We start from the raw sequence: 25,309 nt of genomic DNA, 5'->3' as shown, positions 1-25,309 counted from the left end.
ACAAATTTAAGGGAATATGTTGTTCAATATTCATGGTGAGGTAGAAGTAAGCGTTTATAAGTTATCTTTTAAAGGGGAGGGAACTTATGAGAAAAAATTGGCGGATGTCTAGCACATTAAGGCTTTTTTTTATACTGGTAGTCATTCTGCCGATCATCTTATTCTCCATCATTATTCTAAATATTTATAAGCGAGATATTCTTCAGCAAAATACATCACGATCTCAGCAAACGGCTCAAGCGATCTCCTATTCTGTTAGTCAGGAAATAAGGAGGTTGACGGGACTATTTGCTTCCATCGGTATGGACAGGGATGTGATGGCAAAGCTTTATGAAATTAATCGTAAGAGTGGAGTCGAGAAACAGCAGGCTTACTATGAGCTAAAGGTCTTAATAGAGAAGTACACGGCATCCATCTCAGGACGAGTACTGTCGGTGAACTTCCTATTTAAAGACCATCAATCCTATTCGTACTTAAAGAACTTGAATTTGGATGATTCTTATTTTCGCCAAAAAACGTGGTATGGGCAGGTGCTAAATAATCCCGATAGCGTTCATTTTCTGGGGATGATGCCCAATATTTTATATGGTAACTACAATCCTTACAATATGGTTGCTGCCCTATCTCCAAGTGTAATCAATCCTTTATCCCAGCTAGAAATGATTCTTTTTACGTTTGAGAGTAGTGCCTTTGATCATATTTTGCAGTCACGTGATAATACGGAATCCAGCCTTTTTATCGTCACAGAGGAAGGTCAAATTATCTCATCCAATACCCTTGCCTCTAGAGGGGGGGAATTCCAAATGCACTGGTTCGCAAATCGTGGTCCGCAGGAAAAAGGGTACGTTGTGGATGTTAATGGTGAAGATAGAAATTTGATAACCTACGCCAAGATTGATCAGACTGGATGGTGGCTTGTACAGTCTATTCCATATGCTGATCTAACAGCCAATTACCTTAGTGTGAATTATATCGTATGGGTGTTTGCATTGATGATCATCTTAGCATTTATTCTTGTTTCATTTTACTTTGTATCTAATGTTACTAAGCCGTTAAATGAGCTTCTCCGGCAAATGGATCTGGTTACTGAAGGTGATTTAAACGCTAAATTTATGAGAACCGGCAGCCTGGAGCTAATTAAGCTTGGGCATTCTTTTAATCACATGACGGAACGTATTCAGGATCTGCTCTACCATCATGAAAGGCAAGAGGTGGAGAAGCGAAAGGCGGAGTTTGCAGCACTTCAGTCGCAGATCAATCCACACTTTTTAATAAATACGCTCAATTCAATCAAGTTTATGGCTTTAATCAGTAAAGCAGATAACATACGGAATATGACACATGCGCTAACTCGTCTGTTGGCTTCTTCTTTTAATCGAGGTGGAATTCTGACTACGATTGATGAGGAAATAGATCATTTAAAGAATTATTTGTATATCATGGAGATTCGTTTTGGTAGACCCATTCAAACGAGATGGGAAGTAGATGAGGATTTAGCAGGTTATTATATATTGAAATTGCTACTACAACCTATTTTAGAAAACAGTATTATTCATGGACTAAAGAATGTTGACTATCCTGGTATCATCGAAATCATAGTGAGCAAACAAGCGGAAGATCTTCTTATAACTATAGCTGATAATGGTGTAGGCATGTTGGATATGGATGCTCAGGAATATGACAGCGATGGTATACGCCATCAGCATTCTTTCAGTGGTATGGGAAACAGTAACGTTAATAAGCGAATTCAGCTACATTACGGGAGGCGTTACGGTTTAAAGTACGAGAAGAATAAACCTCAGGGAACGATAGTATCGATAAGACTACCGTTGATCGACACGCCGGAGGAAGAGATGCAGGATCAGTTGTTAGGGGAGGGAGGATGAAGCAAAATGCTGCGGAGGATCATAAAAGATCATAGTCCAGAGGGAAAACATCATTCATGTGTAACTTCAGAGGAGGTATGATGGTATAAACTTTTTTCGAAGGCTGTGATTAATAGAAGTGAAAATAATACTCCGTGTATCTTTAATAGGGATCATTTCTCTTATTTTTGTAGTTGGTTTCTTCTCTTTAAGTAAATTCAGTCCCAAAGGAGGGGCAATAGAGCAACAACAGGGAAAGGTGAATCTGGATCAACCGATTAAAATAAAATTCGGCATGTGGGAAGCGAAGACAGATATCAAATTTTGGACGGAAAAGGTAAGGGACTACTCTAAAATTAAGCCTAATGTAACGGTTGAAGTAGAGACAATTCCCGATAATAGCGGTCAGTATTTAAAGGTTCGTTTAGCAGCCAATGATTTGCCGGATATTTTTTACCTGAAGCCAGATGACCTACTCACTTACAAAGCAGTACTTCTTCCACTGGATGGATTAACCGCAGCAAAAAACAATAAATATCCCGCTAGATTAGATCATTCCATTCTTGGTCTACCACTTGTATCCTTCTCTGAATATGTCTATTACCATCCAAGTATCTTTCAAGAGGCCGGCGTAGAGATTCCGCAAACGATGGATGAATTTATGGATGTGATGATGAAGATTAAAGCGCATGGCAAATATATTCCGATTGCGATTGGCGGGAAAGAGAATTGGACGTTTTATCCTTTCACTGAGTTCGGACCGCCTCTACTATCCAAGGATGAAAATTATTTATCTTCAATCGCACAGACGAAACGCCCTTTCGGAAAAGGTTCTCCTTTCGAGAAAGCAGCAGTGATGATTAAGAAAATAGCAGAAAATGAACTAGCAGGGCCCGATGCACTCAATATTGGTGTGGATCAGGCAACGCTGCTGTTTCAAAATAATAAAGCGGCTATGCTTGCACTCGGTCAGTGGTATCTTAGAGATCATTTATCCAAAATGAAGGATGATAAAGATTTAGATGCGTTCACATTGCCCTGGAGAGAGACAACTTCTGAGCGTTTGCAGGCAATCACTATGCCAGATCAATATATGGCGATCAATAAAAATTCCAAAAATACGGAAGAAGTTAAAGCATTTTTGGAGTGGGTATTTAGCCGGGATGTTTACCAAGTGTATATTAATTATTCGCAAAATTCATCGACAGTGATCAATATTGAATCATTCCTGCCGTTCTTCAACAATGTTCAAGAGAAGCACCCCTTTGAGCCGTTTATGTACCTGGGGATCGATGAGAAGTTTGAAAAAGTAAAAAATGCCATACAGTTTGATGAAAAGAAGGCTGCACAAGAAATTTTTTCAGGTGCTGAGGTATCCGATATCCAAGAAAAATTGAATGATGATTGGGAGATAGCGGTTGAGGCTTTGAGGTAATCCTATAGATCAATTATGGAGGGATTTATGATGAAATTTAAAGCTCTCATTGTTGATGATGAACCATTAGCTAGGTTAGCCCTCCGGGAGTATATATCCATTGCTTCGACCGATTTTGAGATTGCAGGGGAAGCAGGAGATGGTAAGGAGGCATTAAATATGCTGAAAATCCATCAGGATGTGGATCTAGTTCTGGCGGATATTCAAATGCCAAATATGAATGGAGTAGAGCTACTCGAAGCACTGAATAACACTACTTTTTCGAATCAACCATTAACCATCATGCTTAGCGCATACGGAGATTATTCTTTTGTAAGAGATTCCTTTGTGCTCGGCGCCTTTGATTACATTGTTAAAGCCAAGTTAGATGAAACTTATATTGCACCGGTACTGACTAAGACTGTGGATGAATTGAAGCGGCGGCAAAGCTCCTCAAAGACAGTATCAACCTTAGAGGACGTAGAAGCTTCGATCTGTTCCGTTCTGCATCGACTTTGCCTATCGGATTCTTTAGAAGTGACAGATGATGATATAACACCTTCGTTGGAGCTTGTTCGAAAGCATATGGGGGAAAAAAATCTGGAGGTTGCGCTTCTTAGGTTATCAGATACCGTTCAATTTGAAGATTCACACCGTATGATTATGCAGACGATACGAACGGTAACGAATCGAAGTAGAAGTGAAGGGATCTGCAAAGTATGCAGATATGATGACAGACATTATGTTTTGTTCTTCTCTTTTCCAGAGCAATGCAGCATCATCGCCATTCGTAGATTGACAGACATAATCTTGTCTGAGGTGAGCATGAGATTAAAGCAATTTATTAATTTGAAGTTATCTATGGGCATCAGTGATATTGTGGATGGTCATCAGCAGTGGAACCGATTATTCCGCCAAGCTGAACGATTAGCAGGGTTGAGTTTCTACCAGGGGTACAATCGATTATATTATCCGGAAGCTGAAAGACGTCCATCTATTAAGGAAAGTGACTGGAAAGAAGCATGGTATTTGGCTAGAACCGAAATGCTGAAGTCATTAAGTGATCCGGATTTAATGAAATGGCAGGAGGTCTATGAACACTGCTGTAGCTTGTTGATTCAGCGATACCCTTGTTCACCTGAGCTTATCAAATCAGATGTAGTCGATATGACTTGGGAGGCAAGCGCATTAATTTATCAAAAAGGCGTTTCTTGGGAAAAGCTTCATGATAAGCTGCCTTATCCCATCACGGATCATATTTATAAGCAGGAAACCTGGGAGAATACGGTGCATTGGTGCCGACTGTTCTTGGAACATCTGCATCAAAAGCTGCATCCGAAAGATCAACCCAAGGAATGCTTTCTTAGCCCTGTTGTTGCTAAAACGAAAGAGCTCATAGAGAAAAACTTTAACGAAGATGTCCATTTGTCGAATATTAGTCAGATTGTCGGTGTAAGCGAGAGCTATTTAAGCAAACAATTTTCCAAAGAAATAGGTGTTAATTTCATTCAGTTTCTGACGAATCTGCGAATCGAGAAGGCTAAAAAGGCGCTTGAGAGCGGAATGAAAATATACGAGGTTTCTGAGCAAGTAGGATACGTGAATCCAGAACATTTCAGTCGTATTTTTAAAAAAATCACAGGAATTAGTCCTTTAGCTTATCGCAGAGAGAATGAATAACAAAAATAATCAATGTTGAACAAAATAAATCATGTGTATCCGATTTCAAAATCCATATGATAGGGGGGAGTTAAAATTCACGGGTGAAGGGATGTTCTTATGAGACGCAAACGATTCACATTCGCACTAATCTGTACGTTATGTTCTTCCATGTGGTTGAGTACAGTCCATGCTGAAAAAGTCTCTGACTTCGAGATGCAGACATCAGCTACTGAATCTGCTAATTCTACGTTCACCGTTACATTAAAGGGGAAAGATATTCAAGACTTATACGCATATGAAGCTAAATTTAATTTTGACCCGAAAGTGCTTGAGATTGTAAAAGCAGAAACGAAGATCAAAGGCTTTTCTGTATCTCCAATCGTTAAAAACAATGAAATTACGATAGCCCATACCAAGATCGGAAATGTGAATGGTGAAAAGGGTAATTTGGACATTGCCACGATTACCTTTAAAGCTAAAAGGGCTGGTACAACTGCAGTAAAATGGACCGCATTAAAGGTTCTTGATCGTAATCTGAAAGATCAGGAATTTACCCCGAATCAATCCTCAACATTCACCAAGATTTTCAGCGACATCGTCTCACATTGGGCGAAGCAAGATATCATGGAAATGGTCACAAAAGGAATTGTTGAAGGCATGGATGCCGACAGCTTTGCCCCGAATAATAACATCACTCGCGCACAATTCGCAGCTCTTATAGCCAGAGCATTAGATCTTACAGAAGGTTCTGGAAGTAATCCGTTTACGGATGTGAAATCAGGAGTTTGGTACGAAGATACGGTAAAGAAAGCTTATGCAGCCGGAATTATTAGTGGTTTGTCGAAGACGAAGTTTGCCCCGGAAAAAAGCATTACCCGTGAGGAAATGACGACGATGCTGATGCGTGCGAAAGCTTATGCTTCCGGCGTAAAGGTCGATAGTATGGCCTCAGATTCCACTACTGCATTTAAAGATGATAGTAAAATAAGCCCGTGGGCTAAAGCGTCGGTGGGGTTTGCCTTGAAATCAGGATTAATGAAAGGTAGAACTCAGACTACTTTTGCACCCAAAGAATCTGCCACAAGAGCCGAGTCAGCCGTTGTTATCAAGCGATTGTTAAATTCCAAGTAATAAAAAAAAACATATAATGACGCACCTTCTTATGGAAGGAGGGCTCATTATGTCCTTGTGATGTCAAAAACATACAATTAAAGGAAATATGTGAATTGATAATGTTCATTCTACTTATATTTAAGTGAAAAGAGGTCGTAGAGATGAGAAAACGTTACAAAGCGGTTAGCTTGCTATTGACGTTGTTGCTAGGGGTACAGCTTGGCTTGCCATCGGCAGCCGTATTCGCGGCTCAAGAATCGGACGTGTATTTCAGAGATTACAATGATGGCAACATCGACGGATGGGCTGCAGCTAAGGGGACCACTACTTTTTCGACGGATCAAGGTGCTGTTAAGGCGGTGACACAAGGGGTTGTTATTTTAGCAGACCAAGATTCACCTCAGGTTGCCAATGCTGAATATGAGGTGAAGTTAAAATTTAGTCAGCCTGCCACACGATTTGGACTGGTCTACCGATTCGTCGATAGCAATAACTACAATGTTATCCAATATGATGCGGGTTCTTGGGGCTGGGATGCAATGAAAGGAGGGACGGAATCGTATGGAAATATTACGGCTCCTAGTTTTACCTTTGCTGCTGACCAACAGTATACCCTCAAATTGCGCTATGAGAAAGGTAGCGTAGCTTTATCGATCGATGGCAATAACGTGCTTACGACGAGTCTTCCCTCATTATCGACAAGTGCAGGGAAGATTGGACTACGCAGCTGGTTTAATAACAAGACCCTATGGATTGACGATGTGAAGGTAACTCCAATTGTATCCACTGATCCAGTACCGAGGCCGATTACGATTACTGAAACTCTAAGCTCTGACACCATGAAGGTTGAAATCGATAAAGAGTTCCCTCGGGTTAAACAATACACATGGTTAGACAGCGGCGCGGAAATGTATGGACAGTTAAATGGATTTAATGAGATAAAAATCAACGAGAAGTCCTATTTCATAGTCGCTTCTGATTTTAGTAAAAAAGCAGCAGATGCCACTCATGGTGAGTCTGCAGCCTACACGCTTCAGATTCCAGAAATTAAAGTGAATCTCAAAGTTGAAATGGAGGTTCAGGATAACATTCTTCAGTTCAAAGTGGCCAGCATTGAAGAGAATGGTACTGAAAAAGTAAGAACGATCGAATTCCCTGATCATGACCTTGTCTCTGTAATTGGAACCCAGCCTACAGCGCAGGAAACGGCTGTCCGGATAACTGGGGGCTGGAACGTTGTACAGGACGAATTTAACGACCTTAAGGCGGGAGGAGCAGACGTGAGTGGGGGGCGTGCATATGCATTCGTTAACTCCGACGTCTTAGCTGCGAGTGTAATCACTAATGTAGTAAATGGCTTTGATAAGGTACGTATTAAGGTAGGCGATGATACAGCACTCCATACAAAGAAAGCAGCGTTATCAGGAGGATCATGGGTTTATCGTGGAAGTACTGTGCTTGATCCGGAGCCACTGCCTTGGGCTAAGGTTGTACTGACTCCAGATGCGAATGGAGACAAAGTTGTTGACTGGCAAGATGGAGCCATTGTATATCGTCAGAATACAGATGCTCCAACCGGCAGTGAAATGATAAGGGACAATATCTCCTATATCAGCATGAACATCGGATCTACTACAACCTCTCCGTTTTTGCGTGCTTTTGATAATGCGAAGAAGATCTCTAATCTCACGGATGGCTTTGGACAGCTGATTCTATTCAAAGGATATCAAGCGGAAGGTCATGATGACTCTCACCCAGATTACGGCGGCCATATCGGTATTCGTCAGGGTGGAGAGAAGGATTTTAATTATATTTTGAGTGAAGGCAAGAAATACAATATCCGTGGCGGTGTACACATTAACGCAACAGAATACGCGCTGGATGCTTTCGGTACCAAAATGGAAAATATGAATCAGCCATTGAGTAAAGGCTGGGGCTGGCTGGATCAGACATTCTATGTTAACAAAACCAAAGATGTGGAGTCCGGTGAATTGAAAAGACGTCTGGATATGCTGAAAAGCGATACAGGTGACAACCTTTCCTTTGTATATGTAGATGTATATGATGGTGCCGATTACAATGCGAAGAAACTCGCAGATTATATCAATGGTAACGGCTGGATGCTCGGTACAGAATTTGCAGGACCTCTGTTTGAGCAGGCAGCTTGGGTTCACTGGGGAACAGATCCGGGGTACCCGAACCAAGGTGACGACAGCAAGGTTACCCGTTTCCTACGGAATCAATCGCTGGATGGCTTCTTAACAACCCCTTTACTGAAAGGGAATAAGCAGGTAGGCGTGGGTTATTGGCAGAACAGTGCTCCATTCTACAGCTACCAATCAACTAGTGCGGCATTCTTCAATCACAATCTACCAACAAAATATATGCAGCATTTCCCGATCATCAAGATGACCGATAACCGTATCGATTTTGAAAAGAAGGTTGTAGTTGAACGTAAGCAGGACGGTAAGATCCATTTAAGTAAGGATGGTCGTGAAATCGCTATCATGACAGATAGCAGCAACATTAGTGACAGTACGGTCTTTATTCCATGGAGTCCTGAGACAGAAGATAAAATCTATCACTGGAATCCAGCGGGTGGCCAAACGACTTGGAGTCTTCCAGACTCATGGAGTAACGTAACGACGGCACAGTTATATAAGCTGACAGATTTGGGACGTGAGCATGTTGGCAGTGTAGAAGTAACTGGAGGTAAAGTCACACTTACCGCGCAGCCGGGGATTGGTTATGCCCTGTATAAGACAACAGCTGCTGAAGAGCCGGAAATGGTATGGGGCGAAGGGAGTTCGGTAAAGGACCCGGGCTTTGACAGCCAAACATTCGGTAGCTGGAAGAAATCTTCCACAGCTGCAAGTGATGATCACATTAAATTTGTGAAGAACAGTAACGCCGATGATCAGCTTCAAGTGAAGGGTCCTGGTGATGCAGTAATTCAGCAGGAGATTACCGGACTTACACCGGGCAAGACGTATTCTGCATCAGTATGGGTGAAAGTAGATGGGAAACGCACCGTGGAAATCGGTGTGAAGCAAGGGGCTGACAAGGTTGTCAATACACTGGATAACACAGAGCATGGCTTTTTAGCCCAGCAGCATAAATATGTGAGCACGAACTTCCAGCGGATTAAGGTTACCTTTGATGCGGTTAGTGAGACCGCCAATCTCTATTTGAATGTAGAAGATGGAAGTTCGACTGTAACCTTTGACGATGTAAGAGTATGGGAGAATCCAACCAAGACTGACGCTGGTAATTCTGTATTGTTCGAGGATTTCGAGAACGTTGATGAGGGCTGGGGTCCCTTCGTTTATTCTAAAATAGGTCCAGTTCGTACGCATTTAGTTGAAAAAGGCGACAATCAGATCATGAATTATGTTCTGGATGGTAATTGGTCGCTTAAAACGAATGAAGATGCAACCGGTGAATGGCTGCGTACATTGCCTCACACGCTCCGAATGAAGGAGGATAACCGTTACCATCTGACGATGGACTACAATTCAGATGAGACGGATATGTACACAGTGGCTATTCGAGTGAAGGAGAATGGGGTAGTTCGTGATTTGGTGAGTGAGAATTTGAAAGAAGGACGCGACACGCTGGATCTATCTTTTACAACCGAAGGGGCGAAAGATGCCTATCTGGCCATTATCAAAAACAAGCTGAATAGTCAGAAGGAGTTAACCGGTACACTGGTGGTCGATAACATTCGAGTCGATGATGAGGGTGCGATCGTTCCGGAGGAAGGTGTACTTGTTTCGACTATTACACTAACGCCAAATAAGATGGATCTGAACAAAGGAGAGTCTAGTTCCATTAGCGCTCTGGTTAAACCTGCAAATGCCCACGACCGGACACTGCTCTGGACTTCTGACCATCCGGAAATTGTATCGGTGGATCAGGCCGGAAAAGTTACTGCACTTCAAGCGGGAACAGCCATCATTACTGCTACCGCAAAGGATGGAAGTAAAAAAAGTGCAACCTCGACGATTAATGTGTATATGCCTAACAAGCAAATTCCACAATCGCAAATGACTGCAACGGCAAGTAGCTTCCAGCCTGGAGGTGAAGCGAGTCTTGCACTCGATGGAGATATGTCTACAATCTGGCATACGAAATGGACCCCGGCACACTTACCGGAATCCATTACTTTGGACCTCGGAGGCAAATATAACATTAATCAATTCAATTATTCACCTAGAGTATCTGGAACCAATGGAACGATTACAAGCTATAACCTGTACACGAGTGTTGATGGAACGAATTTCACAAAAATTGCAGATGGATCATGGCCCCTCGATCAGACCACAAAAATTGTTCGCTTTACAGCTGTAGAAGCAACATATTTGAGACTTGAGGCTATAGAAGGCGTGGGTACCTTTGCCTCTGCTGCCGAACTCAATGTGTTCAAGACGGAGGATGAGTCAGAAGCGGTAAAAGTCACAGGCATCGCTATGGATAAAGAACAGCTAGAGATTAAAGTAGGCAGCACGGGCGAATTGAACGCTGTGATAGAGCCTCTGAATGCTTCGAATAAAAAAGTACTCTGGAGCAGCAGTGATGAAGCTGTAGCAACCGTTGAACAGCAAGAAGGTCATGCTTTAGTTAAGGGATTAAAGGTAGGCGAGACCTTAATTACGGCAACGACAATGGATGGGGGCTTCTCTGCGACCAGTCGGGTTATCGTAACAGAAACAGACGGTGAGTTAAAATCTTCCTCTACTTTGACAGCGCCAAGTCAAGTTCAGCCAGGAGAAGTGTTCAAAGTTCAATATGGACTACGGAATCTGTCTGATAAGATTTTTGCGCAGGATATCGCCCTAGAGTATGCAGCGGATGTTATGGAATTCGTTGAGGCGCGTTCGTTAATTAGTGGGGTAAGCGTTATTGATTCAATCAACAGCACCCCAGGTAAACTTCGCTTTATTGTAGCAAGTGAAGGTGCGACCCATGGAATTAGTAACAGTGCAGACGTCCTCGAATTAACCTTTAAAGCGAAGGAAGTTAACCAAACGGTAAATGGGGCAATCGCCGTTAAGAGTGCAATCATTTCAGATGATCAGGGTAAAGAAATTTCGGCAGCGATCTCTTCCGTAAACGTAGAGATTGGTAAGAAAGGAACGCAAGGCGATATTAACGGTGACGGCAAAATAACGATTGGTGACCTGGCAATGGTTGCAGCGCAGTACGGCAAGACTACAGCAAGCCCTGATTGGGAGAAAGCGAAGAAAGCAGATATGAACGGTGACGGCAAAGTCGGATTGGAAGATTTGGTTATTGTAGCACGCAAAATTGTAGAGTAATCAAAGTCATAGGCCAGGTACATGTGTGAGTAACTAAACATGATGTACCTGGTTTTTTTCAAAAGGGATGATTTGACTAGTAGGAGGATGACAGATGAAAAAATGGTTGTACGGCTTTACAGTTTTTTGTCTAGTGCTTTACTCTACTCCACTACCATTTGCAGCAGCGGCTGAAGCAGAGAATGTTAAACCAAAAGTGATACCAAGTTTACAAGAGTGGACTGGCGGTAGTGGTTCTTTCAAGATGACTGACAGTTCCAGAATCGTAATCCCCACGAGTGAATGTTTATGTGAACTACCAGCTACCGCAGAGGTCTTTCAAGAGGATCTTAAAGAATTAACTGGATATGATTTGCCAATTGTTCAAAATAAGCCTGCTTCTAAAGGGGACTTCCTGCTTAGGCTCGATAAGACAGCTGATGAATCGATTGGCAAGGAAGGCTACTACTTTGAAGTAGGAGATTATGTGGAAATACATGCAAACACTGAGACCGGTGTGTTCTATGGAACAAGAACGGCACTACAAATTTTGGAGCAAGATCCTGAGAAGGCAAGCATTGTAAAAGGGGTAGCGAAGGATTTTCCTAAGTATGGAGAACGCGGTTTTATGCTTGATGTAGGACGCAAGTTTTTCACGATAGACTTCCTGAAGGATTACGCCAAATTTATGTCCTACTACAAAATGAATGATTTCCAGCTCCATCTGAACGATAACGAGATTTTTAAGGATAACAGCCGGGAGCATTGGAACAAATATACGGCTTTCCGTTTAGAAAGTACCCAGTACCCGGAATTAACGGCAAAGGATGGACACTACACGAAACAGGATATGCGTGAATTGCAGGACATCGCCAAAATACGGGGGCTTAACATCACGCCGGAAATTGATACCCCCAGCCATGCTCTTTCATTTACAAAGGTTAGACCAGATCTGGTTAAGGATAATTTGCCTGTCGATCATCTGGATATTACACGTCAGGAAACGGTCAATTTCATCAAGGATGTATGGGACGAATATTTAGATGGGGAATGGTTTGATTCAGAAACGGTTCATTTTGGAGGCGATGAATTCGCACCTAATGATCGGACTACTTTTGAGAAGTATCGCGAGTTTTTGAACACGATGAACGAGCACTTAAAGAGCAAGGGGAAGAAATCAAGAATGTGGGGCAGCTTGAATGCATTCCCAGGTACCACGGTAGTAGATAAGGATATAGCCGTAAACGCCTGGAATAACGGTTGGCAAGATCCGGTAGCATCGGTGAGAGATGGATTCAAAATTATCAATACGGTGGATTCCACGCTCTACATTGTACCGAAGGCTGGATATTACCATGATTATCTGGATTCTCAGTGGTTGTTTAATAACTGGGACCCAACGAATTTTGGTGGAAATACGAAGCTGCAGGAAGGTGAGCCGAACCTGCTCGGTGCGATGTTTGGGGCTTGGAACGATATGATGGGCAAGAAAGTAAGTGAGGCGGACGTCCACGATCGTGTGAAGAAAGCGATGCCTGTCCTTGCAGAAAAGATGTGGAGAGGCCAGTCCACGGACAGCACATTCACCGAGTTCCAGCAGTTGTCAGCGATGCTAGGCGAAGGTCCTGGAACGAATTTATTACATGAAGTGAATACGGCCACTGATCTTGTTGTTCATTATCCATTTGAAGAAGGCGCGCAGACGGTCTCTGATCAGTCCGGAAATTCCTATGATGCTACATTAGGAGCTGGCGTTACTCGCGTGGATGATGGAAAAACAGGAAAAGGCGTACGGTTTGCAGGGACTTCAGATCATATTCAAACACCGCTGCAAATAAAGGGCTTCCCTTGGACGGTCTCCACGTGGGTTAAGCTTAATGATCAACAAGAAGCAGATGAAAAAATACTGATAGAATCCGAATATGGTGCAATTAAGCTGAAGCAGAAAGGGACACCAAATGCCGGATTCACCCGAGAGGGCTATGATTACAGCTTTAATGCAGCGATTCCTGTTGGGCGCTGGGTACATGTTGCCTTCAGAGGAGATCTAAATGGAACTTCTCTGTATATTGATGGGGATCTAAAAGGTTCTGTTGCTGTAACTACAATGCTACCTGCGGCTATAATCGGCAGTTCATCCAAAGCATTCACTGGACTACTGGATGGATTCAAGATTTTTAATCGGGTGCTATCAGGAAAAGAAATTGCGGAGGAAGCAGGATCACCCGCTTGGACCATCAATTTAGCTGCTCACAAAACAGCAGTAGCTTCTTCCGTCGAAGTACCTCAATTTCCGGCTAGTCTTGTAGTGGATGAGGTTGATACGGGTGCTTCTCGCTGGTCCTCTAAATATACCGACAACGAGTGGATCTATGTTGATTTAGGCCAAAGTACTGACATTAGCAAGGTTATTTTCAAATGGGAAAGTGCTTATGCCAAAGGCTATAAAGTTCAAGTATCCGATAATGCGGAGAACTGGCGGGACGTATACACGACTAACGCTGGCATTGGCGGAGTAGAGATTGTCAAATTCCCAACTGAACAAGCGAGATATGTCCGAATGTTAGGTACGAAGCGAGTGGGAACCTATGGTTACTCCATGTATGAATTTGAAGTCTACGCTCCTAACCCAGAGGATCCTGTAGAAGTTCCAGCGCCTGTGAGATATTCAGCGAGCTTTGAGAATAACTCGCTCGAAGGCTGGGAGCATGTCATCGGTAAAGGTGTCGGACGTATGGAGCTTGTAGAAGCACCTGATCAAGCGGGTGAGCGTGCCGTTAAGTTCACCTCGAACAGTGTAAATAATCTGTTTATCGATCAGCAATCTCCGAGCATTGGAGATGGTGAGATCGAGTTTAAGATTACACCGCAGAGTGATGTTATCCGAACGGGTGTTATTTTTCGCTATGTCAATAATGACGCTTGGGCTTCAATAGGCTTTGATCAAGGTGCTTGGTACTGGGTGAACGCTCAGGATTCCTATGGTTTATTGACCAATGCTCAGGCCGCCAAATTGAAAAAAGGCACAACATCGACCGTAAAAGTGAAATTTGAAGGGAAACATGTAGCGCTGATTATCAATGGAACGACTTATTTTGATGATGCTATTGCACAGATCCCAACAGACGCTGGGAAAATGGGGGCTAGAGTATTCGGTCCTTCAGTTACCGTGTTTGATAATTTTATGTACAGCAATAACGTTCCTGAAGTTCCGGTAACCGGTATCAAGCTGGATAAAACTGAAATTTCGATGAAGGCCGGAGAAACACAAACGCTGAGTGCTTCACTTCAACCGGGGAATGCAACGAATAAACAGGTGACCTGGAATAGCAGCGATGAAGCTATTGCGACTGTTCAAGTTCAAGGCGGGAAAGCTGTCGTGACTGCGTTAAAGGCAGGAACCGCTGATATTACTGCAACTACCGTATCCGGAGGACATAAAGCGGTGAGTAAGATTACAGTGGCTAGGGAGGTTCCAGGTGAAGTGGCAACAAGTTTAGCTGCTCCGAAAAGCGTTCCTTATGGTCAGAATTTCGACATAACGTTAGGTCTCCACAATGTTACAAAGGCGGTGTACGCCCAAGATATCACGATTGAATTCGACGCTTCACTAATGGATTATGTATCCGCTAATGCGTTGGTGGACGGCGTGAGTATCCTTGAGACGAAGAATACAGAAGGCACTGTACGTCTGATTCTGGCTAGCCAAGGTTCAGGGAGTGCGATTAAAGGGGATGTTGATGTAGCTAAGATTACCTTTAAGGCTAAGGATCTGACAGAACCCCAAACCGGACGTATTACTGTAAAGCGTGCAACGCTTGGAGATAGCGATGGACAGGAAATAAGCGCAGCCACTTCCTCGGCTCAGGTGGAGTTTACAACAACAGTGCCAGAACCTTCTAAGGATTTGAATGGTGATGGCAAAGTCAGCATCGGCGATCTGGCTATTGTCGCAGCTAACTACGGAAAGAGTTCTGCAGACCCAGATTGGGATAAGGCGAAACGGGCAGACATCAATAGTGACGGCAAGGTCGATCTGACGGACCTGGTGCTTATAGCTAAAGACATTGTTATCGAATAACAATAGCAACTTGAATCCAAGCGGCAAGACAAGGAATTCAAACTACAGTGGAGGCTGTATCCTGTCTTGCCGCTTCATTTGAATGGAGGGAATGGATTGAGATCAATTTATAATCGCTTTGGTATGTGGATGCTGGCATTGATGATCCTTATGGTTACAGCGCTCATGATTCGCCCGGAAACCGCCCATGGTGCTTCCGTTGGTAACATTTCTGACTTCGTAAAGAAAGATAATAACACGTTTGAGATTACGTCAGGCTCTGACAAGATTAAAGTGATTTTTCAGCGGGAGGATATGTTCCGGATTTGGCTTGGTGTGAACGGGCAATTCAAGGAATTGACAGGAAAAAGCGCGGAAAAGCCGATCGAGCAAATCGTCATCAAGGATGATTTCGGACCTGTTAACGTAAAGTGGTCTGATGAAGGTACGTATTACAAGATGGAAACAGGAAAATTCGTGCTGAGAGCCTACAAAAATCCGTTAAAATTCGCCATGTACAAAAGTGACAACCAAACGGTGGTGTGGGAAGAATCCGCTAGCTTGAACTATAACGGACAGTCAGTCTCACAACAGCTTATCCGGGGTGAGGATGAATATTTCTACGGCGGCGGTATGCAGAATGGATTCTTCAATCATCGTGATCGCAAAATTACCATCGCTAACAACTATGGGGATTGGGGAAGCGGCACGGTTTCGAATCCTGCACCATTCTACTTGAGTACTGCAGGATACGGAGTGCTTCGTAACACTTTTCAAAGCGGTACTTATGATTTTGATTCGACCGTCAAGCTGACGCATAACGAAAATCGGTTTGATGCTTATTATTTCTACGGTGAGACAATGAAAGATATTTTGAACGCATATACAGATCTTACAGGTAAACCATCCTTGATTCCTCGTTGGGGCATGGGACTTGGTGATGCGGATTGTTACAACAGAGATCCAGAAAAGACCTCCGATGTCGTTAACCTTATTGCTAAAAAATATCGGGAAAATGATATGCCTGGAGCCTGGATTTTGCCGAATGACGGATATGGTTGCGGTTATACGGATCTAGGCAACACCGTTGACGAACTACATAAGGAAGGTTTCTATACCGGACTATGGACTCAAAATGGTGTTGATAAAATCGCGCAAGAAGTTGGCGTAGAGGGTACAAGGCTGGCTAAACTCGACGTTGCCTGGGTGGGACCTGGATACGATTTCGCCCTGGGTGCCAGCAAACAGGCGTTTACAGGAATTGAAGATAACTCTGATGACAGAGGTTATGTCTGGTCCGTTGGTGGATGGGCAGGTACCCAGCGATATTCTACCGTCTGGTCCGGAGATCAGTCGGGAAACTGGGAGTATATTCGATTTCATATCCCGTCGATGATCGGGGCAGGGCTATCTGGGATGCCGTACTCAACCGGAGATATTGATGGGATTTTCGGAGGAAGCGCTAAAACCTACGTTCGAGACTTACAGTGGAAGATCTTCACTCCAATCCTGATGAACATGTCTGGTTGGTCAGCCAAAGATAAGCAGCCTTGGGTATGGGGAGAACCTTATACGAGCTATAACAGGGATGCTTTGAAGCTAAGACAGCAATTGACACCATACTTGTATACCTATCTCAATGAGTCTTACGAGTCCGGAGCTCCGATCATGCGGGGAATGATCTATTCTTATCCGAATGATCCGAACTCCAAAGGAACTTTAACACAGTATCAATTCATGTCTGGGGAATCGTTCCTGGTTGCGCCAGTATATACCGACACGACTATGCGAAACGGAATATATCTTCCAAAAGGAAAATGGATCGATTACTGGACAGGAGAAGAACATTACGGTTCAAAAATGTTAGACGAATACAATGCTCCACTGGATCGCTTGCCGCTTCTAGTAAAGGGCGGGGCTATCATCCCGATGTATCCTGAATCGTTATACGACGGTCAGTTTCCTCCTGATCCAATTACTTATGATATTTATCCTTATAAATCGTCAAGCTTTACGATGTATGAAGATGATGGTACATCGAAGGAGCATCGTACAGGCAAATTTGCAAAAACATTAATAACCTCCACCGCTCCTGAGCAAGGGAGTGGAGACTTGATTATCAAGGTTGGAGCAAGCGTAGGTGATTATAAAGGCAAATTGGAGTCACGTAAGAATCAGTTTGCGATCCACATGCCAGATCACCCGGAGGCTGTTTCTGTAGATGGAACATCCTATCCTGAATTGCAGTCCAAAGCAGCATGGGATGGAGCAACAAGTGGCTGGTACTATGCTAAGCAAGATAAAGGCGGCATCCTGTACATTAAAACACCATCCATATCCACTGATAAGGAATTTATTGTGAAAGTCGCAGGCTATACAGCAGATACGACTCCACTAGTAGATGCTGTCAAAATTGAGCTGCCTCAGGTGGACACAGACCCAAGTCGTATTCCGCAGGAAGATATGATTGCAACTGCAACGAATGCGGCTTCGGATACACCGGCAGCTAATGTGCTGGATGGCAGCTATGAATCGATATGGCTTTCTTCAGCAAATGCTGGAAGTAAGCAGAGCATCACTTTAGACCTGGGGATTAAACAGTATGTGAATAAAATGAAATACTTGCCACGACAGTACGGTGGCAAAGATGGCACAATTACAGGTTACAAGCTGTATACGAGTATGGATGGAACCAACTATACGCTCGTAAGCAGTGGACAATGGAATGATGACAAACTAGAGAAGACGGTGAATTTTGATACAGTTGAAGCTGTTTTTGTGAAACTTGAAGCGACAGAAGCTGTTGGGGGTGTCGTATCTGCTGCAGAGATCAATCTGTATCGTGATCTATCACAGCCTTCACCGACAGTGATACCTAAAAATGAGATGACAGCCTCAGCGAAAAGCTTTCAGCCTGGTGCGGAAGCAGCTAAAGCGATTGATGGGGACCGGAATTCCGCATGGCATACGAAATGGGATGGATCCGATAAGCTCCCGCAATCCATCATTCTCGATTTAGGTAAGGTTCGCAATGTTAGCCAATTCCGGTATGCACCACGTCTGGATGCTGGGAACGGAACCATTACCTCATACAACCTTTACGTCAGCACAGATGGAGAAGCATATACGAAGGTATCCAGTGGTACCTGGCTCAGAAACAACTTGAAAAAATACATCCTTTTCGATAGTGTTTCCGCCCGCTATGTGAAGCTTGAAGCAGCTGTTGCACTTGGAGGGTTCGCTTCGGCTTCGGAGGTCGATGTCTATGAGGCGCCGAAGGCAGCTCCTGAAGTTCGATTGATTTCAGAAGGTAAACCTGCTACAGCGGACAGTGAGGATCAAGCGCATCCGGCTGGCCTCGCTAATGATGGGAATGTGGACACATTCTGGTCAGCAGCGGATAAGAACAATAGCCATAGCTGGACGGTTGATCTCGGTATGATGCATTCCATTAAATCCTCCGAAGTTTCTTTTGAACACAGTAACAAGGCTTATCAGTACAAAATTGAAGTTCGGGAAACCGCGAACTCCAATTGGATTACAGTAACGAATCGAACGAATAATCAGGAAACTGGCACCATTCAGGATACATTTGGAAGCCAGGGTAGATTCGCTAGAATTACGATCACCGGACTGCCTGATGCTCAATCAAAGGCTGCTATTCGTGAATTCAAGCTGTTCGGCATCCCGCTGGAAGACGGACAGAAGGTTACTGGCATAAAGCTTGACCGTGAGACACTCTCACTTAAGGCGTTGGACGCACCGGTTCAATTGAAAGCGAGCATTGAGCCTGAGAATGCCGGTAATAAGACAGTTAAGTGGGGAAGCAGTGATCCTGGTGTTGCCGGCGTGGACAGTAAGGGAATGGTCACACCAAAAGGGCAGGGTACGACATCGATTACCGCGACGACGGAAGAAGGCGGATTTACAGCAACAAGTGTGGTGACGGTTACTGGACAGAACAACCTAACCGAAATTCCGCAAAGTCAAATGAGTGCAGAAGCTACGAGCTATGAAGCAGGTGAAAACGATCCGAATTTGGCATTGGACGGCGATCCGGATACACATTGGCATACGAAGTGGTTTAACGTTGATCCACTTCCGCAATCGATTATGGTGAATCTGGGCGGAAAGTATACCATCAGCAAGCTAGGATACTTACCTCGGCCGGATGAAGGCAATGGCACAATTACTGCTTACAACGTGTACACAAGCACCGATGGTGTGAATTACACGCTCATGACAAGCGGGAACTGGCTGCGAAGCAAACAGCTCAAGGAAGTGAATTTCACTCCGGTGGAAGCGACTCACATTAAGCTGGAAGCTGTAAAAGGCGTGGGTGAATTCGCATCCGCAGCCGAGATTACAGTGTATCAAGTGCAGCAGGAAACGGCTCAAGTGCAAGCCGTATTGAGTGCTGATGCATCCGTTACTTCCGGCAAGCCTTTTGTTGTCCGGTATGATGTGAACAATATCTCCGGGAAGGTATTTGCACAGGACTTCACCATTCAGTACGATGCTGACCGCATGGATTATGTGTCCGCTAAATCACTGATCCAAGGTGTTGCGATTGTTGAAGAGACAATTAAAACACCTGGAAAGCTTCGTTTGATTATGGCGAGTGAAGGTGCGGAATACGGATTAAGCGGAAATCAACAAATTGCCGAACTGACATTTCAGGCAAAAGAAGTATCTGAGACGGTTACCGTTAATATCAGAGTGTCAGAGGTATTGCTAGGTGATGAAGACGGAACAGAGACTACAGCTGCACCAGCTACAATCTCTGTAAAAGTGAAACCAGAACAAACAGGAATATCAGGCGATCTTAACGGCGACGGAAAAGTCAGCATTGGTGACCTGGGTATCGTTGCTGCACACTACGGCAAAGACTCATCAAGTCCTGATTGGCAGCAAGCGAAGCGTGCGGATATGAATGGTGACGGTAAGATCGATATTACAGATCTTGCTCAATTAGCGAAACAAATCGTAACTCAATAACACACACTAACATCCTGAACAAAATTTAAAAGATGAAGGTGAGAAGAATTTGAACAGTAGTCGATGGTACAAAAAGGCGGTAATGATGACCATTATCGCCGTGGTTTTAAGCTGTGTATCTTTTACGAACCCTGTAGTGAACGCAGATGCATCTGATCCTACACCTTCTGCTACTTTAGTAGGGAGTAAGAAGGTTGTTGCGCCGGGGGAGTCTTTTACCGTGAAGTATGGGATCACCAGTGTCTCCAGTGATGTGTATGCACAGGACATTACCTTTGAATTTGATCCGGCTGTCATGGAATACCTTCCAGGTTCAATCCGCTCACTGCAGGAAGGCGTAATTATTATCAATGAACCATCTACAAGTACTCCCGGTAAGCTACGGGTTCTCTTGGCAAGTTTGGGTAGTCAGTATCCGATTACTAGCGATGCTGAAATTGTTGAACTTGGTTTCAAAGCAGCAGATGTAACACAAGACACAGAGGGAGTTATCCGGCTTACTCAAGCGATAATAAGTGACAGTCAAGGGGAAGAATCCGTGCTCCAACCGGCATCCTTAACCATTCAGATCACAGTAAATACGGGATTACCTGGAGATTTAAACGGCGATGGCAAAGTGAGTATCGGCGATTTAGGAATCATGGCTGCCCATTACGGTAAGGATTCCTCCAGTCCAGATTGGAGTAAGATTAATCACGCAGATCTGAACAAGGACGGCAAAATAGATATTACTGATCTTGCTGCACTTGCGAAAAAGATTGTGGAGTAGTAGGTTGCCTCATTTTTACAATCAGTGGTTGTTATTATGAGAGGGGATCAACGCATGCCAATCGGTAAAAGTAGATTAGTCAGAAAGACTGCAATTCTACTATCTGTATGGATCGCTTGCTCGCAGATACTTATCAGCATACTTCCGTCTAATGGTGTCTTAGGTCCAAAAGTGTATGCAGATGTTCAGTCGGCAGCTGAAACTGCGCCTACGGCAGATCAGGATTTGTCATTATGGTATCAAGCACCGGCCACGAACTGGGAGACGCAGGCGCTCCCTATCGGAAATGGTTATATGGGTGGGATGGTATTTGGTGGTGTTGAGCAGGAGCGAATTCAATTTAATGAAAAGACACTGTGGAGCGGTGGGCCTGGAGCAGATTCTAATTACCAATATGGTATTAAAGACGGTGCTCAGCAACATGTTGAGACCATAAGACAGCTTCTAAAAGAAGGGAAAATTAATGAAGCTAAGGCTCTTGTAGGGAAGATTACTGGTGTTATGGGTGCTGGTGATAGTTCTTTCGGAGCGTATCAAGCATTTGGTGACGTGTTCTTAGATTTTAACCGTCAGTCAGCGTATACGGTAACAGCGAGCTCGGATAATCCACAATACGGCGAGCCTATTTCCAATTTAACCGATGGTTCGGTAAATACGAAATGGTATTCAGGTGATGGAGCACCACCTTTTTGGGTGCAGTGGGCATATGAAGAGACTAAGGTAATTACCGGCTATTCTTTCACTTCAGGGAATGATGTGCCTGATCGGGATCCGAAGAGCTGGACGCTGAAAGGCTCGAATGACGGGCAGCAGTGGACCCCGCTAGATAACAGATCCAATGAAGAGTTTGCAAGCCGCAAACAGAAGAAATCATATACTTTTTCCAATGCTACAGCTTATAAATTCTATAAATTCGATCTTGTAAGCAAGGGTGGTACGAAAATTCAATTGTCCGAGATGGAGATGACAAGCGCATCGGGGAATAGCGGTGCTCAGACGTACTCTGATTATCGGCGTGAATTGAATCTTAATGATGCCATGGCAAGAGTGTCCTATACTTCGGGCAATGTAAAATTCAAGCGTGAGTATTTCATCAGTTATCCGGATAAGGTCATGGTGTTGAGACTGACAACGGATGAGCATCAGCCGATGACCTTCGATGTTCGCCTTACTGGAGCTCAGCCGTCCAATACGGTGAAGGGGGAAGGAAATAAACTGACGCTAAGTGGAAAGGTACCCAGTAATAAGATGGCATACGAAGCGCAGCTGCAAGTACAGCATGAAGGAGGAACTGTAACAGCGAAGGATGGGAAACTTACCGTGAACGGTGCGAGTGTTGTCACGATCCTGATGACCGCTGCAACAGATTATGCCAATAATTATCCTACGTATAAGAGTGACAAGACGCCAAAAGAAATTGTAGAAGCGAACCTAAACGCAGCATCCGCTAAATCATTCAATCAGTTGCGTGCATCCCATTTGACAGATTATAAGGAACTGTTCGATAGAGTCTCACTTGAACTTGGTGGGGTTGCTACAAATCTTCCTACGAATGAGCTTTTGAATGGTTATAAAACGAATGCTAGTGACGGAGAGAAAAGAAGCTTGGAGGCATTATTTTTCCAATATGGCCGTTATTTGCTTATCGCATCCTCTCGGGAAGGCTCACTGCCTGCTAACCTACAAGGGGTATGGAATCAAGTAAATAGTCCACCATGGAACAGTGACTATCATACGAATATCAATGTGCAGATGAATTATTGGCCTTCCGAGGTTGTTAACTTAGCGGAAACCGATATTCCGTACATTGATTATATTGATTCCCTGCGCGAGCCAGGTAGGGAAACAGCCCAAAGACATCATGGAATTGAAGGGGAAGGCTGGGCGATTCATACCGTCAACAACCCATTTGGTTATACTGCGCCAGGCTCTGATTTTTATTGGGGCTGGTCACCGGCTGCCAACGCCTTCATGGTGCAGCAGGTGTGGGATCGCTATGCTTTTAGTGGAGATAAAGATCTTTTAAGAGGCCAAGTGTATGACATTATCAAGGAAACAACACAATTCTGGGTTAAATACCTGGTCGAAGATTCAGACGGAAGTCTAGTATCATCTCCTTCCTACTCTCCAGAGCAAGGGGATATATCCGTCGGTGTGTCTTATGATCAGGAATTAGTCTGGGAGTTGTTCACACAGTTCATCAAGGCTAGTGAAATCTTGGGTGTGGATGAACAGCTGCGTAACGAGGTCATGGAGAAACGAAGCAAGCTATGGATGCCGCAGGTCGGAAGCTGGGGGCAGGTGCAGGAGTGGAAGAATGATATCGATAGTCCAACAGATCAGCACCGCCATATCTCGCATCTGATCGGCTTGTATCCAGGTACGCTTATTAATGAAGTGAATAATCCGGAGTTATTTGCAGCAGCAAGAGTCACCTTGAATTCTCGTGGCGATGGTGGAACGGGGTGGAGTAAAGCGAATAAGATCAATTTATGGGCACGTCTGCTTGATGGTAACCGTGCACATAAACTGTTAGGTGAGCAGCTTAGAGGCAGCACGCTCGACAATTTGTTCGATACACATCCACCGTTCCAAATTGACGGTAACTTCGGAGCAACTTCAGGAATCGCAGAAATGCTTCTACAAAGCCAAACTGGAAGTATCGATTTATTAGCTGCTTTACCAGATGCATGGGCTACCGGAAACGTTAAAGGACTTGTGGCAAGAGGCGGATTTGAAGTGGATATGCGCTGGGAAGGTACGATCTTGAAAGAAGCCTTGCTTACTTCTAAGCAGGGTAATAAGGCTTCTGTTAAATACCCTGGATTTGTACAATCCAATAAATTCAAGGTCGTTCGCGCAGGAAACGGGGAATCCATCAACTTCACGGTGAATGGGAACTTGATTGAATTCCCAACAGTGAAAGGACAGCAATATAAGATTGTATCCAGTGTAAAGCCACCAGTGCTTCCAATAAAAGTAGATGATAAAGATCCGTCGATTGTATATACCGGAACGTGGAGTCCTTACAGTGACGCAGGCGATTACAAGGGCACAGAAAGCTATAGTAATCAGCAAGGGGCTTCAGCGTCGTTCACGTTTACAGGAACATCGATTAAATTTATCAGCGCTTTGCAGGCAAACCACGGACATTTCGATGTGTATCTCGATGGAGGGCTAGTCGCTGAGGGTGTTGATGGATATGGTCCATCGACGATGAAGCAGCAGGTATTATTCCAACAATCCGATTTCTCCAAAGGGGAACATACAATTAAGATTGTCGTGAAAGGGGCGAAGAACAACGCCTCTTCGAATACCATTGCGATGATTGATGCTTTCGAATATGTTCCTGTTGAACGGAATGAACCTACTGCAATAACTTTAAGTGGACCTAAGTCGATAAATCAAGGTCAGACCTTTACAGTTGACATGGGCGTTAGCAATGTCACGGATGCGACCTATGCGCAAGACATTCGATTGAAGTACGACGAGAATCTTCTAGAGTACATCTCGGGCGAATCGAGGAACGATGGGATACAGGTGTTAGAATCAAAGAATGATCCAATCGGAACCATTCGCCTAATCACGGCTAGTACGGGAACTGGTCTAACCGGTGATGCCAAGGTGCTTGAACTAAACTTCAAAGCAAAGCCAGTGACGAAGTCTGAGTTAGCGAGCATAAAGGTAAGCAGTGCTGTATTTGGTGACGCGAATGGACTGGAGACAGAAGCCGATCTTTCAAATATCGAAGTCGAGATTAAGGCAGATGAGCAGCCGCCGATGAAATCCGGAGACTTAAATGAGGATGGTAAAGTGAGCATCGGTGACTTGGCGATTGCAGCTTCGCACTATGGTAAAGATCAGAACAGTGCAGATTGGCAGACGGCTAAGCGTGCAGATCTTAATAATGACGGAAAGATCGACATTATGGATTTAGCAGCAATTGCTCAAAAAATATTGAATTGAGAGAAGGACACCTGAGTTTTTACTCAGGTGTCCTTCTTTTGTAAACAAAAAAGGTTCTATAGGACAAAAAGTATCAACTCCACATCAAAAGAGATCATGTGGTTACGTTTTTATAGCCTATATAATGGAAAAGTGTTAATGGAATTACAGTCAGAATTGTAAAAT

General features: G+C 44.0%; 9 protein-coding genes. All 9 read left to right on the top strand.

The features are described from left to right. Positions 1-86 precede the first annotated feature (86 nt). The 9 genes from ACQKMP_RS05235 (at position 87) to ACQKMP_RS05195 (ending at position 25,144) form a co-directional block, all read left to right on the top strand. Positions 87-1,886: a cache domain-containing sensor histidine kinase gene (locus ACQKMP_RS05235; protein ID WP_076283298.1), complete on the top strand. Its 1,800-nt coding sequence runs from the start codon at positions 87-89 to the stop codon at positions 1,884-1,886. A gap of 118 nt (positions 1,887-2,004) precedes the next feature. After that, positions 2,005-3,300: an ABC transporter substrate-binding protein gene (locus ACQKMP_RS05230; RefSeq protein ID WP_427468950.1), complete on the top strand. Its 1,296-nt coding sequence runs from the start codon at positions 2,005-2,007 to the stop codon at positions 3,298-3,300. 27 nt (positions 3,301-3,327) lie between these two features. Beyond that, entirely contained in the window at positions 3,328-4,959 is a 1,632-nt protein-coding gene (locus ACQKMP_RS05225; protein ID WP_179085719.1) for a response regulator transcription factor, read from the top strand. Positions 4,960-5,058: 99 nt separating this feature from the next. Next, positions 5,059-6,072, top strand: a complete 1,014-nt coding sequence (locus ACQKMP_RS05220) for an S-layer homology domain-containing protein (protein WP_052404220.1) — start codon at positions 5,059-5,061, stop codon at positions 6,070-6,072. Positions 6,073-6,215: 143 nt separating this feature from the next. Beyond that, entirely contained in the window at positions 6,216-11,372 is a 5,157-nt protein-coding gene (locus ACQKMP_RS05215) for an endo-alpha-N-acetylgalactosaminidase family protein (protein WP_427468949.1), read from the top strand. Between the two features lie 94 nt (positions 11,373-11,466). Next, positions 11,467-15,432: a family 20 glycosylhydrolase gene (locus ACQKMP_RS05210; RefSeq protein WP_427468948.1), complete on the top strand. Its 3,966-nt coding sequence runs from the start codon at positions 11,467-11,469 to the stop codon at positions 15,430-15,432. A 96-nt stretch (positions 15,433-15,528) separates the two neighbouring features. Further along, positions 15,529-20,409, top strand: coding sequence for a discoidin domain-containing protein (locus ACQKMP_RS05205; protein ID WP_427468947.1), 4,881 nt, complete (start codon positions 15,529-15,531; stop codon positions 20,407-20,409). A 49-nt stretch (positions 20,410-20,458) separates the two neighbouring features. Further along, complete coding sequence (locus ACQKMP_RS05200) at positions 20,459-21,178, top strand: cohesin domain-containing protein (protein WP_427468946.1); 720 nt, start codon at positions 20,459-20,461, stop codon at positions 21,176-21,178. A 54-nt stretch (positions 21,179-21,232) separates the two neighbouring features. Then, positions 21,233-25,144: a glycosyl hydrolase family 95 catalytic domain-containing protein gene (locus tag ACQKMP_RS05195; RefSeq protein WP_427468945.1), complete on the top strand. Its 3,912-nt coding sequence runs from the start codon at positions 21,233-21,235 to the stop codon at positions 25,142-25,144. The last annotated feature ends 165 nt before the right edge of the window (positions 25,145-25,309 follow it).

This window comes from Paenibacillus sp. NPDC101420, assembly GCF_050277435.1.
In the GTDB taxonomy this organism is placed as follows: domain Bacteria; phylum Bacillota; class Bacilli; order Paenibacillales; family Paenibacillaceae; genus Paenibacillus_AQ.
Note: the sequence above shows the minus strand (reverse complement) of the source record. Positions and strands in the feature narration are given on the sequence as shown.